Origin of the sequence: Arthrobacter sp. N199823 (assembly GCF_002929705.1) — a bacterium.
Lineage (GTDB): Bacteria > Actinomycetota > Actinomycetes > Actinomycetales > Micrococcaceae > Specibacter.
On sequence record NZ_PJIN01000001.1, the window covers coordinates 675938 to 690124 of the forward strand.

General features: G+C 60.4%; 12 protein-coding genes. 9 read left to right on the top strand and 3 right to left on the bottom strand.

Annotated elements, in window-relative coordinates:
• Positions 1-40: 40 nt before the first annotated feature.
• Both CXQ93_RS02905 and CXQ93_RS02910 read left to right on the top strand, forming a co-directional pair.
• Positions 41-1264, top strand: a complete 1224-nt coding sequence (locus CXQ93_RS02905; protein ID WP_104108950.1) for an amidohydrolase family protein — start codon at positions 41-43, stop codon at positions 1262-1264.
• 319 nt (positions 1265-1583) lie between these two features.
• Positions 1584-1883 carry a hypothetical protein gene (locus CXQ93_RS02910; RefSeq protein WP_104108951.1) on the top strand — a complete coding sequence of 100 codons (300 nt, stop codon included), beginning with the start codon at positions 1584-1586 and terminating at the stop codon, positions 1881-1883.
• Between the two features lie 595 nt (positions 1884-2478).
• On the opposite strand, the gene CXQ93_RS02915 is transcribed toward CXQ93_RS02910, so the two are convergent.
• The gene (locus CXQ93_RS02915; protein WP_104109191.1) at positions 2479-3777 is read right to left on the bottom strand and encodes an ISL3 family transposase; all 1299 of its coding nucleotides are present in this window, start codon (positions 3775-3777) and stop codon (positions 2479-2481) included.
• 372 nt (positions 3778-4149) lie between these two features.
• Between CXQ93_RS02915 and CXQ93_RS20370 the strand changes: the two genes are divergently transcribed.
• The 6 genes from CXQ93_RS20370 to CXQ93_RS02940 all read left to right on the top strand — a co-directional run bounded on the left by CXQ93_RS20370 (position 4150) and on the right by CXQ93_RS02940 (position 10184).
• Positions 4150-4350, top strand: coding sequence for a hypothetical protein (locus tag CXQ93_RS20370; protein WP_146073150.1), 201 nt, complete (start codon positions 4150-4152; stop codon positions 4348-4350).
• A gap of 1021 nt (positions 4351-5371) precedes the next feature.
• Positions 5372-6277, top strand: coding sequence for an SIS domain-containing protein (locus CXQ93_RS02920; RefSeq protein WP_104108952.1), 906 nt, complete (start codon positions 5372-5374; stop codon positions 6275-6277).
• A gap of 199 nt (positions 6278-6476) precedes the next feature.
• The gene (locus tag CXQ93_RS02925; protein WP_104108953.1) at positions 6477-7448 is read left to right on the top strand and encodes an ROK family protein; all 972 of its coding nucleotides are present in this window, start codon (positions 6477-6479) and stop codon (positions 7446-7448) included.
• Positions 7445-8461 (top strand): 1-phosphofructokinase family hexose kinase, encoded by a 1017-nt coding sequence (locus CXQ93_RS02930; RefSeq protein ID WP_104108954.1) that lies wholly within the window; start codon positions 7445-7447, stop codon positions 8459-8461. Before CXQ93_RS02925 ends, CXQ93_RS02930 begins: the two co-directional genes overlap by 4 nt.
• Before the next feature lie 45 nt (positions 8462-8506).
• Positions 8507-9358, top strand: coding sequence for a class II fructose-bisphosphate aldolase (locus CXQ93_RS02935; protein WP_104108955.1), 852 nt, complete (start codon positions 8507-8509; stop codon positions 9356-9358).
• Positions 9359-9392: 34 nt separating this feature from the next.
• Positions 9393-10184: a DeoR/GlpR family DNA-binding transcription regulator gene (locus CXQ93_RS02940; protein WP_104108956.1), complete on the top strand. Its 792-nt coding sequence runs from the start codon at positions 9393-9395 to the stop codon at positions 10182-10184.
• 22 nt (positions 10185-10206) lie between these two features.
• On the opposite strand, the gene CXQ93_RS02945 is transcribed toward CXQ93_RS02940, so the two are convergent.
• Positions 10207-10908, bottom strand: coding sequence for a response regulator (locus tag CXQ93_RS02945; RefSeq protein WP_104108957.1), 702 nt, complete (start codon positions 10906-10908; stop codon positions 10207-10209).
• On the bottom strand, positions 10905-12542 hold the full coding sequence (locus CXQ93_RS02950; protein WP_256939450.1) for a sensor histidine kinase: 1638 nt from the start codon (positions 12540-12542) through the stop codon (positions 10905-10907). The genes CXQ93_RS02945 and CXQ93_RS02950 overlap by 4 nt, the downstream gene beginning before the upstream one ends.
• Before the next feature lie 147 nt (positions 12543-12689).
• Between CXQ93_RS02950 and CXQ93_RS02955 the strand changes: the two genes are divergently transcribed.
• Positions 12690-14084: a cation:dicarboxylate symporter family transporter gene (locus CXQ93_RS02955; RefSeq protein ID WP_104108958.1), complete on the top strand. Its 1395-nt coding sequence runs from the start codon at positions 12690-12692 to the stop codon at positions 14082-14084.
• The last annotated feature ends 103 nt before the right edge of the window (positions 14085-14187 follow it).

The following is a 14187-nucleotide window of genomic DNA, read 5'->3' on the forward strand; positions in this document are numbered from 1 at the left end:
AGGCACCCCAACCAGCCCGCCGCCGTCGTACGCTAGGGCCATGAGTGAACTGATCAGCAATATTGGCGAACTGATGACCCAAGACGGGGAGCTTGGCACCTTGCGTGACGCGGCCATGGTCCTTGAGGGCGAGCGCATTGCCTGGATCGGCCCCAGCAGCGAGGCTCCGGCCGCCGACAAGCACACGGATGCGCAGGGAAGGGCGGTGCTTCCTGGCTGGGTGGATTCGCATTCGCACCTCATTTTTGCAGGGGATCGGACGGCCGAATTTGAGGCGCGCATGGCCGGCGAAAGCTATAGAGCCGGTGGAATTGCGCTCACCGTGGAGGCAACACGCGCCGCCACCGATTACGATCTCACCCGCCTCGGCTTGGGACGTTTGGCGGAAGCCGTATCCCAGGGCACTACTTATCTGGAGACGAAAACCGGGTACGGCCTGGACGTCGAGCAGGAGGGTCGCAGCGCCAGAATCGCCTCCACCGTGGCCGATCAAGTCACGTTTTTGGGTGCCCATCTTGTCCCCAGCGGCATGGACGCCGACGCCTACACCGAGCTGGTCTGCACCGATATGCTCGACGCCGTGCGCCCCTACACCGATTGGGCCGACGTCTTTTGTGAGCGTGGCGCCTTCACCCCGGACCAGTCGCGCGCAGTGCTCACCGCCTGCCGCGACTCCGGCTTGGGATTGCGCGTGCACGGCAACCAGCTGGGTCACGGAGCAGGTGTTGAGCTCGCCGTGGAGTTCGGCGCGGCGAGCGTTGACCACGTGAATTTCCTGACGGACGACGACGTTGCGCTCCTTGCGCAGTCCTGGTCCGGTTGGGACGGGGGAGCCAACGCGGGGCGCGGGGCTGGGCAGCGCGGCACTGTCGCGACGGTGCTTCCCGCCTGCGATCTCTCCACCCGAGCTCCGTTGGCTCCCGCCAGAACGCTGCTGGATGCCGGTGTGCAACTGGCCATTGCCTCCAACTGTAATCCTGGAACGTCGTACACGTCCTCGATGGCATTTTGTGTGGCCACTGCCGTGCTGCAGATGGGACTGAGCATCAATGAAGCCGTCCGGGCGGCGACCTATGGGGGAGCGCTGGCTCTGGGAGTCGAATCCGGCCGGGACGAGGATGGTCAGCGGGCTGTGGGTTCGCTGGCTGTGGGGCATCGAGCAGATGTGCACATGCTGCGCGCGCCGTCAGCAACGCATTTGGCGTACCGTCCGGGTATGCCCCTGACCGCCGGGGTTTGGCGGGCCGGGGTCCGGAAGGCTTAACTGCGCCGGTGAGGTTGATGTGTTCTCAGCCCAGTGGTGAGAGGTATTGCAGCAGATATTCACGGGCTTCGGGGGCGTGAGTACACAGCAAACGCGGCGTTTCCGGTAGTTTCAGATCCGTGTCTTTGGTGGGTTATTGGCACCTCGGCCCTGTGTGCAGCCGGAATCGCCAGCTTGGCAGTAGGGGCCGCGGAGGTTGTTGCAGCCTTTGCAAAAGCTGACAAGATTGTGAAAGCAAGCAAGCAAGCAAGCAAGCAAAGCAGTAGTTAGCTCGTATTGGGCACTAGCGGGGACCCACTAGAGAGGGAGGAATATTCACATGGGATTCATGATCTTTTTGGCAGTCTTCGGACTCATGGCATCAACCGCGCTCTTAGGATTTACTGTTGGAGGTTTTCATGAAATCGACAGAGAGACCGGCAAGAAGGCTGAAGGATTTAGTGCTGCCGTGACGGTGGCCCTTCTATTTGTGGCGGTCTGCTGCTCTTTCATCATTGTTGATCCGGCCGTCATCTCGCCGCTCTGGCTGCAGTACGTTACCTTTGCTGCGGCCCCCGCCGTGATCGGATATTCTGCTCGTTTGCTTCTTGCACAGAAACTCAGCAACTCGCAAGCCTAGATGGGTCACCCACGGCGCGCCCGGTGTCCCGTTGCTGGGATGGGTTGCGTCGTGGCTCTCACCGCATCCGACTCTTCATACGTCATTGCCCGTGGCCATACAGGGATTCAGGGCTGTTGATTCGGCGGGTTCGGGAGTACTTGCCGCGGACGCTGCCAGTATTGCCTACGCTCTCAATTCTGCAGACCCGGAGAAAAGTGGCATTCACATCAATTTGCCGAACCGTATCATGGGGCAGTTTGAAATTCATCGAAAATGACCGGATGGACCATCACTTTAACATATTCGAACCTTTTGATAATTATTAGTTTTAATCAAACATTGTATTCGAATGTGTTGACAGTAACCAAGGGTGGTGGAATTGTGGGATTAGCAGTTGGGTAGCTTTGGGGTCCGATCCGTCAACTTATTTCAGGGGATTTTCATGAAAAACAAATTTTCAAGAACAGCGGTTTCAATATTCTTGGCGTTTGGATTGCTGGCCAGTTCGGCGGCAATCAGCTCAGCCAGCCCTCAACAAGATCCACCCAACAACGAGCCCGGGCAAACCAGTGTTTTGACGGCTCTCCGCGGTTCGTGGTGAATTCCATTGTTGTCATGGATGATTCACCGCTATTCGGGCGGCGCTCCTGAGCATAATACGAGTTGTGTAGTTGGTGCTATTGACGAAGCCACGGGCGGTGCGTTTGATGTGTTTGATGCTGGTGTTGTTGGCTTCTACTTTTCCTGTAGTGGCACCGGTGACGATGAGGACCTCGATCTCTTTCCACCAGCGGCAGATGGTCCGCCACAGCCTGGTCGTCTCGGGCTGCTTTGATTCCTTCACCAGCCGCTCGAGGTCTTCCTTGGCTAGTTCGGCGTCTTCCAAGGAGCCGGTACGCAGCAGTGTCCGCACTTGTTCCTTCACATCCCACGCTGCCTTGAGTTTCCCGGTCGGATCGTCGGTGGCGAAGATTTTCTCCAACCGGGCCCGGGCCTGATCGGAAAGTGAATCGCCGGCGCGTAGGAGCAGCATCCGGTGCGCCCACGCCGGATCCACAGCCCGGCCACGACGACCCCGCACCTGGTGAGAGAGCGCCTGCCGCACCTCTGTCAGTGCCTGGTTGGCGAGCTGGATGAGATGGAAATGGTCCACCGAGACGGCGGTTCGGGGTAGCCACATCCGTAGCGCTTTCCTGAATGCTGCCGAGGGATCAATAGCTACAACTTGCACGAAGAGCCGCCACTCCAGGGGGCGTTTGATCAGCCACGCCCCGACCCCGGTGTGGTCACGGCCGTCAACAACACCAAGGATCTGGCTCGTATCTAGGTCAACAATCGTGGTCATCCACGGCTCAATCCGCTGCCATAGGTTAGTTTCCGGGTCCTTGAAGAAACGGAAGGACCGGAAGCGGTGTTCATCGATCCCCAGCATCCGCGGGCGCAGCAGATCCACGCTGGGAAGCTTCGTTGCAGCCATGTTCAAGGCCTTTTGCACCAACCACCAGGAGACGCCGTGAGCGGTTGCGGTTTCCGTGGCAGCACGGCCAGAGTCAATGACGGCCTTCACGAGAGCGCTACGGAGCCGGCTCGTAGTACGTGCCCTAGCCGGGACCTCTATCGTGGCTTCAAAGAACGTTTTGCGCGGGCACAATAACTCGTCGCAAAACAGCCGGCGCTTGGCCCAGACAACTTCCACCGGACCAGCCACAGGGATATCGCGGACGCGTTGTTGCCGGCCAGAATGGCGACGGGTGCTGATGACCCCGCAGCCAGGGCACCCGGATTCAACAGTGCTTTCAATATGGATCCTGCGTTGGCCAAAACTCAGCGTCTGGGTTTCTAGGACACGGTAGTCGTCCAGATTGAATATCGTGGTGGCAGCATCAGGGTGCACCAAAGTAAGCTCGTTCAAGGCTCGTAGTCCTGTCAAAGATGAATGCGTCAGAACATCCATCACAACAGGGCTACGAGCCACCTTTATTCAAGGACACGAAACCAGAATTCACCACGAACCACGGAGAGCCGTTTTGACGTCCGAAGAGCAGAAAGCTCAGGACGTAAAAACTCTTCAGATAGCCGAGGCCATAAGGGCCCAACGTCTGGCAGTCACTCCGTCATCTGAAGACCGAGTCCCTGACGCGGCTGCTCAGGCTGGATCTGACCAAACTCTGGAATATCACCACTGACCACCGGAGAGTATGACCGATTCTGTGTGGCCTTGAATGGAACAACAACTGCTTGGCCCGAGTGGCAGGCACCCGAACTGTGTCAAAGCATGGTGGATGTGTATATTTCAGGAGGCCAAGTCGCGCACTACAATCCGTATCTGGTGTGGCTCGTACAACTCAACGAAGCATCAGTGTCGGTGGAGTGCCTCTTGGGCGTTGTCTATTACGTGATTGCTCTCCCCGCCGAGGCGCCAACCCCGGCAGGCTGGGCGCTCATAGCCTTCGGTACGTCACTACTTGTGGCTACGTGTTCGTAAGCTCTGCCAACCGAATGGAGGAACATAATGACCAAGCAAGATGTCACTCGTCGCTACTTATGGTTTAGCGTGGGACTGGGGGCCGTTGTTACCGTATCAACGCTAGTATTTTCTGCCAAAATAACTGCGACGACAATCGCAGCAATAGCATTCGTCGTCATATGCGCAATATTCTTGATAATTTCCTATTACAAGAAAAGTGCAAACAACTAACCCCAAATTTGAAATAAGCATAGAGACGCACCCACCTGATACCAGGGAGCATCCATGCGATGCGCCCTGGTATCAGGTGTGTGCGTCTTTTAAGTGCACTGTTCAGCCTTGACACTAGCCCCAATGTCATGAGGCTAGGTCTCTGGCGTATCCGCGCGAAGCTCGTGCCAGGTGCCGTCGGTGCACGCCTTCCAACTGGATGCCGATTCGTTCACAGATGGTTGCAGGCGCGCTGTTCCGAGTGTCTAGGCTGGGCTCCAGTTGACGGAAGCCTGGATCACGGAAACCCCATTGGGAACCATCTTGGCCGCCTCGGAGGCAAAACCAGACCCCTGTGCCGTTGGCGCGAGGGACTAGTCCAGCTTGCCGACCCGCTGAGAGCCAGATTCAGTGGTCCTTGGATTGCTGCCGACCATGACGGCACCGGCAAGTCCCATCCCCAACCACTTGAGGTGGTGTCCAGCGAGTGACATCAAGAACTCCCTAAACATCTTCTGTAGGGTCCACGTGCGCATTTTGCGCGCTTGGTCTGATGATGCTTGTTACAGCTGCGGCGCGACAGGTATGCCCCGCGTCGCGCTGTTATCCATTACAAAGGACCCTTATTGCCACCCTGTGATTCTGATGGCAAGGATCTTCCCGGCGCTCAAGAAAAGTACTTAATCAGGGCACACACGGAGCGAAAGTGATTGTTTGTGATTTTTTCAGCGTACAAGCAATCAAGATGTGTTAGAATTTGGTCAACGAAATGCTTTGCGCAACGCCCCTGCGGCATCCGCGAAGCGCCTATCGAGGAGAGTGCGCGTACATGAGCGAGAACACCCAGCTTGGCCCCTTCATGGAGGCCGAACTCATCAGCCAGCCCGACGTCTGGGCCACGGCGATTGCCCAGTCCAAGAGCGAAAACCTGCTACCGGCCGACGGACAGCGCGTGGCCGTCATTGGTTGCGGTACCTCGTGGTTCATGGCGCAGAGTTATGCCACTGCCCGCGAAGCTGCTGGTAAAGGTGTTACTGACGCATTTGCTGCCTCCGAAGCGTTCCTTGGTGCCGAGCGTGGTTACGACGCCGTCATTGCCATCACCCGCTCAGGCACCACCACCGAGGTGCTGGAAATTCTGACGGCCATCAAGGGCACCGTGCGCACCGTTGCACTGGTGGGAGATGTTAACTCCCCGATCATGACGTTGGCAGACGCCGTCGTGGAACTTCCCTACGCCGATGAGAAGTCGGTGGTGCAGACCCGTTTCGCGACCACGGCGCTGACGTACTTGCTGACCAGCGTGGGTGTTGACCTGAGCCAGGCCATTGAGGACGCCAAGACCGCCGTCACCGCCCCGGTGGAGCAGGAGCTCATTGACGCCGAGCAGTTCACCTTTCTGGGCACCGGTTGGACAGTTGGCTTGGCTCACGAGGCTGGCCTGAAGATGCGCGAAGCTGTTCAGGGCTGGACGGAATCGTACCCGGCCAAGGAATACCGCCACGGACCCATCTCCATTGCAGCCCCGAACCGAGTCACCTGGATGTTCGGCGATCAGCCCGAGGGCCTGGATCGCGACATGGTCAAGACCGGTGCGCTTTACATCAACACCACTGTGCACCCGTTGGCGGAGTTGGCCCGCGTGCACCGCGTCACGCTGGAGCGCGCCCGCGCCCGCGGCATGAACCCGGACCTGCCGCGCAACCTGACCCGATCGGTCATTCTGGACGACTAGCAGCGCTGATTTCCCCGTCATTCCGGACCACGAGCAACTCCTGATGACTCTGTCAGCGCAGCAGCCCGGCAAGGGCTCTGCCGCTGGCTAAAATGTTAGGCACCCCACGTTCTTCATTGCGTGGGGTGCCTGCCGTTTACTTCCACCAGTCCCGCGCATTTTGGATGCCCGCGGGCGCTGCACGCCGAAAGAGACTTTCATGAACACCTTGACTAACCGCGGTGACGATCCCGGCGCGCAGCACACCCCCGAGCTGGTGAATGCCGTTCTGGCCTTTGACGTTGGCGGAACCGACATGAAATCCGGGATCGTCCTCGGCGACATCACCAGCGGTGACGTGGAGGTGGTGGATGTTGCGCGCAACCCCACTCCATTGGACGGTGCCCGCTCGGGAGAGACCGTCTGCGCCAGAATTGTGGAGCTGACGGCTGCGTACCGTGCGGCCCACCCCGAGCTGAATATCTCCGCCGTGGGGGTGACGGTGCCGGGCATTGTGGATGAAGCCGCAGGCGTTGGCGTGTACTCCTCCAACCTGGGCTGGAAGGACTTCCCCTTTACTGCGACCTTGAGCAAGGCGCTCGGTCTGCCTGTGGGATTCGGGCACGACGTCGGCATGGCCGGTGAAGCTGAATTCCGTCTGGGTGCCGCTGTGGGCAAGAAGGATGTGCTCATCTTGGTGATTGGCACAGGTATCGCTGGAGCAGTTTTGTGCGACGGTCGCCGTGTGGCTGGCGGCGGATATGCGGGCGAGATTGGCCATGCTCTGGTCCCGGCGCCCGACGGTTCCTTGGTCATTATGGAATCGCTGGGCTCCGCTGGTGCTGTTGCCCGGCGCTACACCGAGGCTACCGGCAACACTGTGGCTGGCGCCCGCGATGTGGTGGCTCTGGCCGCTGAAGGCGACGCCGCGGCCAGCGCCGTGTGGCGCGATGCCATCAATGCTCTGGCATTCAGTATTGCCCAGTGCGTGTCCATCCTGGGCACCGAAACAGTGGTTCTGGGAGGCGGGCTCTCCATGGCCGGAGCTGCCCTCGTTGACCCACTCGCCGCCCGCGTGGATGAACTGCTCACCTTCCATCGCCGCCCCGAATACCTGCATGCGGCGCTGGGCGAAAACGCCGGACTCATTGGGTCGGCGCTGAAGGCACGGAGCCTGGCGGCGCAGGCATGAACACCAGTAGCCCAGCCAGCCAGGCCGCCGGAGCGCAGCCAACCAGCTCAGCCAACAATGTAGTCCTAACAGTCACCCCGAACCCTGCCGTTGACGTCACCTATACGGTTGCCGGAGTGCATCTTGGCTCCTCGCATCGGGTACCGACGCCGCTGAGCAGGGCTGGCGGCAAGGGCCTGAATGTCTCACGCGTGGCACACCAGCTGGGTCACCCCACGCTGGCCCTTGCCACTGCTGGCGGCGCCACTGGTGAGCAGCTCCGGCAGGATCTGGAAGCCGCCGGCATCTGGCACCAACTGGTTCCCGTTATGGCACCGACCCGACGCACCATCGCGCTGGTCGATACCGCTGCGAATAACACCACGAGCATTTTCAATGAGGTCGGCCCAGCCCTGCAAACCGCCGAATGGCAAGCGCTGGCGGCCGCAGTGGTGGATAACCTTGCCGGTGTTCAGACCCCTGACGGCGTGCGCCGGCCAGGTGTCTTGGTAGGTTCGGGCTCCCTGCCTGATCAGGCACCGGCTGATTTCTACCCGGCGTTGGTGGCTCTGGCTCATGCGGCAGGAGTGCCGGCCATCATAGACACCTCTGGTGACGGTATTCTGGCCGCAGCAAAGGCCGGCGCGGATCTCCTCAAGCCCAACAACCACGAGTTAATGGAAGCTGTGGGGGAGCAGGATCTGGTGGCCGCTGCCCGGACGCTCATGCGACTTGGGGCTCAACGCGTCCTGGTCAGCGTGGGAGAAGAAGGCATGCTGGCCTTCAGTGCCGATGTCCCCGGTAGCTACCTGCAGGCCAGACTCCCCGCACCATTGAGCGGAAACCCCACCGGCGCGGGAGACGCGGCGGTGAGTGCGGCCGCCGTCGCACTTGCCAATGGGGAAACTGATCTGCGGGAAATTCTGCGCCAGGCCACCGCCTGGAGTGCTGCGGCAGTCCTCATGCCTGGCGCCGGGGAAATCTCGCCCACGTACGCCGAGTTGGCCAGCGCGCTCATCTTCACTAACCACTAGTCTTCTGCCACGTCGGGCAGCACCGAGAACTAAGGAATGCATTTCATGGCTTTGAGCAACACACGCGACATCATGGATCTAGCGGCGAAGGCCGGCACCGGCCAGGGTGCGTTCAACGTGATCCATCTCGAGACCATCGAGGGCCTTATTGGCGGCGCCGAGGCAGCCGGACGCCCTGTCATCTTGCAGATCTCGGAGAACTGCGCCGCGTTCCACGGTGGCCTGGAGCCGGTGGCGTTGGCTACCTTGGCGGCTGCGCGCAAGGCCTCCGTGCCGGTGGCGGTGCACCTGGACCATGCCGAAGATGAGGCGTTGGCATACCAAGCCGTTGATCTGGGCTTTGGCTCCATCATGTTCGACGGCGCGCACTTTGAGTATGAGCAAAATGTTGAGGTGACGGCCCGCGTGGCCGCGTATGCTCACGAGCGCGGCGTGTACGTTGAAGCGGAGCTGGGCAAGGTGGGCGGCAAAGATGGTGCGCACGCCCCCGGTGTGTTGACCGATCCAACCGAGGCTGCAGCGTTTGTGGCTGCTACTGGCGTGGACGCACTCGCCGTTGCAGTTGGATCATCGCACGCCATGACCGAGCGCAGCGCGGCCCTGAACCTTACCCGGATTGCGGAGCTGAAGGCTGCTTTGTCGGTGCCGTTGGTGCTGCACGGGTCCTCTGGGGTGTCCGACGAGAACATTGTGGCAGCGATTGCCGCAGGCATGACCAAGATCAACGTGTCAACGCATTTGAATGGCTTCTTCACGCGCGCTGTGCGCAATTACCTGGATGAGAATCCGGCAGTGGTCGATTCACGCAAGTATCTTGGCGCCGGCCGGGCGGCCCTGATTCCGGAAGTCGCACGGTTGCTGGATCTTTTTGCCGGCGCGACCCACATCCACAACTAAATGCGAGCGGCGATTCGCGGCCTAGGATTGAACAATGAACAGAACTGAACGACTCACCGCGATCATGAACCTGCTTGCCGCAGAGGGTCAGGTGGAGGTCGATGAAATCGTGGAGAAACTTGCTGTTTCTCCTGCGACGGCACGACGCGATCTGGACTCATTGGCCAACGAGCGCTTGCTGACACGTACCCGTGGTGGTGCCACGAGCGGTTCTGTTTCCTATGACCTTCCGGGGCGGTACAACCGCGACGATCATGCCGAAGAAAAGCAGCAGATCGCCCATGCCGCCAGTGCGCTGATTCCCAAAGGTGCTGTCATTGGTCTGTGTGGTGGAACCACCAGCACGGCCTTGGCCCAGGTGTTGTCCACGCGTGAGGACCTGATGGTCCAATCGAACCGGCCCACCTTGACTGTGGTCACCAATGCCATCAACATTGCCGCCCAGCTGGCCATCCGCCCCAACTTCAAGATCATGGTCACCGGCGGCATTGTTAACCCGCGCTCCTACGAGTTGGTGGGTCCCTACGCGGACACCATCTTGGCGCGCGTGGCCCTGGACTTCGCCTTCATTGGTGTCAACGGCATCGAGCCCGGTTCCGGACCCACCACCAATGATGAGGGTGAGGCGTCGGTGAACTCCAAGATGGCCCGCCGCGCCTCCGAGTCCTACATTTTGGCTGACGCCTCCAAGATTGGAAAGCGGGCCTTCGCCACCATGGAGGAACATGATTTCCGCAACCTCATTACGGATTCACGGATCACGGCCGCTCAATTGGCAGCCTTCAACGAGGCCGGCACGCATGTGATTGTGGCCCCGGAGATCTAGCACGGAGGTCTTGGTTAGGAGATCAGCGGGGGAGCAGCCAGCTGTACTCCAGTTCCGGGCGGCCGGGGGAACCGTGTCGTGGCGACTTACTCGCGGAACCGGTTTCCACCAAGTGATCCAGATACCGCCGTGCTGTCACCCGGGACATGGCCAGTTCGGCAGCGGCCTCGGTGGCTGAGGCAGGATGGTCATGGGTGCGGAGCCAATCAACTACCGTGCGGAGCGTCTCCGTCAGCATGCCCTTGGGCAGCACCAATTTTCCGGTGGGCCGCAACGCCGATAGCGCCAGATCGATGGCTTCCTGCGAGGTCTGTGCCCTGTTCGCCAGTACGGAGTGGTAGCTGCGGTAGTTCTCCAGTTTTTCCCGGAACGCGGAGAAGGTGAAGGGCTTGATCAGGTACGCCGTGATGCCCAGCGCTATGGCCGATCTCACCACGTGGACATCTCGCACCGCCGTGATTGCCACAACATCGGGGACGAGTCCCAGACCGTGGATGCGACGCAATAGATCCAGGCCGTGCCCGTCGGTCAGGTTCATATCCAGCAGCAGCAGCTGCACGGAGGGGATGGCGGGATCGTTCAGTGCATCCAACGCGGCTTGCATGCCGTGTGCCTCGGCCACCACCTCAAAGCCGTCCAGCCGTCGCACATAGGCGGCGTGCGCGGCCAGCGCGATGGGTTCATCGTCCACCACGAGGACCCGGATGGGTGAAGGGGTGCTCATGGTGTTCCATTCGTTGAAGAGGAGTGTGCTTCAAGGGCGTCCAGGGGGAAAATCGCTGTCATGAGGGCACCGCCGTCGTTCTCCCCGGTGATGGTTCCACCGAGAGCGGCGGTAGCGCGGCGGATCAGAGCCATGCCGTAGCCGCGTCCGCCCGGCACCACTGAGGACTTATCGGTGGTGCCTATTCTGCCAAGAATATCCAAATCGGTGGTGGGCAGGCCGGGGCCGTTGTCGGCAACCGTGATGGTGAGTTCGCCGTCGGCTACTAGCAGATCCACCCATACTGTGGGGCTCTGGGCACAGCGTGCGGCTGCATCCATGGCGTTGTCCACCAAGTTGCCCAACAGTGTCACCAATTCGCGCGGATCCAGAGTGTTGGGCGGCAAATCGCCGGAGGCCGTCAGCTCCAGCGTCACACCAAGCTCAGCTGCTTGGGCGCGTTTTCCCAGTAGGAGCGCAGCCAGAAATGGCTCATCGAGGGCTTCGACAAACTTCCCGCCCAACTGCACCGTGTCACGATGCTCAGCCGTAGCGAAGTTCAAGGCTTCGCGGGGCCGGTCCAGTTCGATCAGCGAAATGATGGCATGCAGCCGGTTTGCATGTTCGTGGGTTTGCGAACGCAAGGCCTCCACCAAGGTTTGAGTACTGCTGAGGTTGCTGGCCAGAGCCGTCAATTCTGTGTGGTCACGCAACGTTGCCACCGTGCCGGCGGGGGCGTTCTTTCCCGGGGAGAGGGCCGGGCGCTGGCTCACCACCAGGAGGCGGTCCCCGGCGAGATGGACCTCATCGGTGGCGGTCCGCCCGCTCTTCAGCAGCTCCCTGAGCGAATCGGGCAGTCCGAGGGAATCCAGACTGGGCTGCGCCGCTGATGCCGGCCCGGTAGGGGGCGCGTTGATCCCCAGAAGCAGTGCGGCGTGATCGTTGTAGAGCACCATGGCGCCGCGTGTGTCCACCAGAACCAATCCCTCACGCACCGAATGCAGCACCGATTCGTAGTAGGTAAACAGCTGGCCCAGTTCTTCAGGTCCCCAACCAAAGGTGACCCGTTTGAGGTACCGGCCCAGTGCCCAAGCGGCCAAGGAACCGGCGATCAGGAGCGCGGCTGCTAGAGCAGCTACGGCCGGGAGTCTGCTCGCTACCAGCACCTGGACATTGTCCACGGTGGTTCCTGCGGCCACCATGCCCAACACCGTCCCGTCACTGTCCTGGATGGGAACAATCACCCGGACCGAAGGGCCCAAGGTTCCGGCTGTGGTCTCAAAATATGTGTGTCCGGCCTGTGCCTGGGCGATGGATCCAACATACTGCTTGCCAATTTCTTGTGGATCGGGGTGGGTCCAGCGCACACCAGCGGGCGACATCATGGTGACGAAATCGACGTGGGCATCGGCCATAACGGACTTGGCATACGGCTGCAGAGTGGCGCTCGGATTTGGTTCTTGAGCCGCAGCCTTCACGGCAGGGGAATCGGCGATCGCGGTGGCGACGGCAAGCATACGCGCGCTGGTCTGCTCATAAGTGCGGGAGCCGGCGTCGTACACCATTACGGTGGCCAGCCCGGCGGCCAAGAGCACCACCAAAATCAGGTTGGCAACAAACAACCTGCGGGCAATACTCCAACCGCGCCACACCATGAATAACCTTTCGTGCGACCAATATGAACACAACGGTGAGATAAGTCACGTTGCGGGGCAATCTTATGTGAGGCGGATCGCATAGCCCACCTACCAATGCTAATCACCAGCGGCGCACACCAGCAAAGCAAAACGCAAGGAGTCACCATGAGCTCTCAAGGACGAGGGACCCTCAGCACGGCCAAACCCACGCGGCGCAGAATGGATAAGACCCACTGGCTGTATATTGCGGTCATCGCGGCCGTGGTATTTGGCGCCGCCATTGGTTTGCTGGCCCCTGAAGTTGGCAAGTCGCTCAAGCCACTGGGAACCATGTTCATTGCGTTGATCAAGATGGTCATTGCGCCCATCATCTTCTGCACCCTGGTGATCGGCGTTGGCTCCATTGCCAAGGCTGCCACCGTGGGCAAGGTGGGCGGCCTGGCTCTGCTGTACTTCATGACCATGTCCACCGTGGCGCTGGCCATTGGCCTACTGGTTGGCAACATTATCCACCCGGGCGCCGGCCTGCACCTGCAGCCGTACAAGGCCGGTGGCGGCGCCGAGGAAAACTCCACGGTGAAGTTCCTTATGGAAATGATTCCCGGTGACATCCCCGTGCTACCCACCCTGGTGCTGGCGCTCATGGTCGGTTTCGCCGTGCAGTCCCTAGGTAAGGCTGGCGAGCCGGTGCTCAACGGTGTCAAGCACATTCAAAAAGTGGTCTTCAAGCTGATGACCATGATCATGTGGCTCGCTCCGGTCGGCGCGTTTGGTGCCATTGCCGCCGTTGTCGGCGCCACGGGTTGGGCCGCCATTGGTTCCATGGCCATCCTCATGGGCGCCTTCTACCTGACGTGTGCACTGTTCATCGTGGTGATTCTGGGCTCCCTCCTGCGCCTGGTGACTGGCCTGAACATCTTCACCCTGATGCGTTACCTGGGCCGGGAATACCTGCTGATCTTCGCCACATCCTCCTCCGAATCCGCGCTGCCTCGCCTCATGGCCAAGATGGAACACGCAGGAGTTTCCAAGCCCGTTGTGGGCATCACCGTTCCTACCGGTTACTCCTTCAACCTTGACGGCACCGCCATCTACCTGACGATGAGCGCCTTGTTCATCTCCACCGCCATGGGCCTGCCGATGAACCTGGGTGAGCAGATTGGCCTGTTGGTCTTCATGGTCATTGCCTCCAAGGGCGCTGCCGGTGTCACCGGAGCTGGTCTGGCCACTCTCGCTGCCGGTTTGGCCGCTCACAAGCCCGTTCTGCTCGACGGCATGGGCGTCATTGTTGGCATCGACAAGTTCATGTCCGAGTGCCGCGCCCTCACCAACTTCACCGGCAACGCTGTGGCCACCTTGCTGATTGGCAAGTGGACCAAGGAGCTGGACATCGACAAGGCCCGCGAAGTGCTGGCCGGCCGGAACCCGTTCGATGAAATCAACATGGAGGACGACGACCACGGTTCTTACTCCGGTGCTGCCGATGACGCTGCTGGTGCTGCTGGGACGCGTGGTTCAGATGGCCCCGCTCAGGGCGATCGCGTCCCCGCAACGGTCTAGTCCCGAATTTCACCCGCACCACCGCCGAGTGTCCACATAATGTACGTTTCAGGCCTGAAAACGGCCTGAAACGTATCTTATGTGGACACTCGTGCTTGTGGGG

What these genes read in the sequence shown, in the direction of transcription:
- CXQ93_RS02935 (WP_104108955.1), top strand. Translation starts at nt 8,507, where the DNA reads ATGGCTTTGAGCAACACACGCGACATCATGGATCTAGCGGCGAAGGCC.
- CXQ93_RS02925 (WP_104108953.1), top strand. Translation starts at nt 6,477, where the DNA reads ATGAACACCTTGACTAACCGCGGTGACGATCCCGGCGCGCAGCACACC.
- CXQ93_RS02950 (WP_256939450.1), bottom strand. Translation starts at nt 12,542, where the DNA reads ATGGTGTGGCGCGGTTGGAGTATTGCCCGCAGGTTGTTTGTTGCCAAC.
- CXQ93_RS02940 (WP_104108956.1), top strand. Translation starts at nt 9,393, where the DNA reads ATGAACAGAACTGAACGACTCACCGCGATCATGAACCTGCTTGCCGCA.
- CXQ93_RS02930 (WP_104108954.1), top strand. Translation starts at nt 7,445, where the DNA reads ATGAACACCAGTAGCCCAGCCAGCCAGGCCGCCGGAGCGCAGCCAACC.
- CXQ93_RS02910 (WP_104108951.1), top strand. Translation starts at nt 1,584, where the DNA reads ATGGGATTCATGATCTTTTTGGCAGTCTTCGGACTCATGGCATCAACC.
- CXQ93_RS02905 (WP_104108950.1), top strand. Translation starts at nt 41, where the DNA reads ATGAGTGAACTGATCAGCAATATTGGCGAACTGATGACCCAAGACGGG.
- CXQ93_RS02920 (WP_104108952.1), top strand. Translation starts at nt 5,372, where the DNA reads ATGAGCGAGAACACCCAGCTTGGCCCCTTCATGGAGGCCGAACTCATC.
- CXQ93_RS02955 (WP_104108958.1), top strand. Translation starts at nt 12,690, where the DNA reads ATGAGCTCTCAAGGACGAGGGACCCTCAGCACGGCCAAACCCACGCGG.
- CXQ93_RS02945 (WP_104108957.1), bottom strand. Translation starts at nt 10,908, where the DNA reads ATGAGCACCCCTTCACCCATCCGGGTCCTCGTGGTGGACGATGAACCC.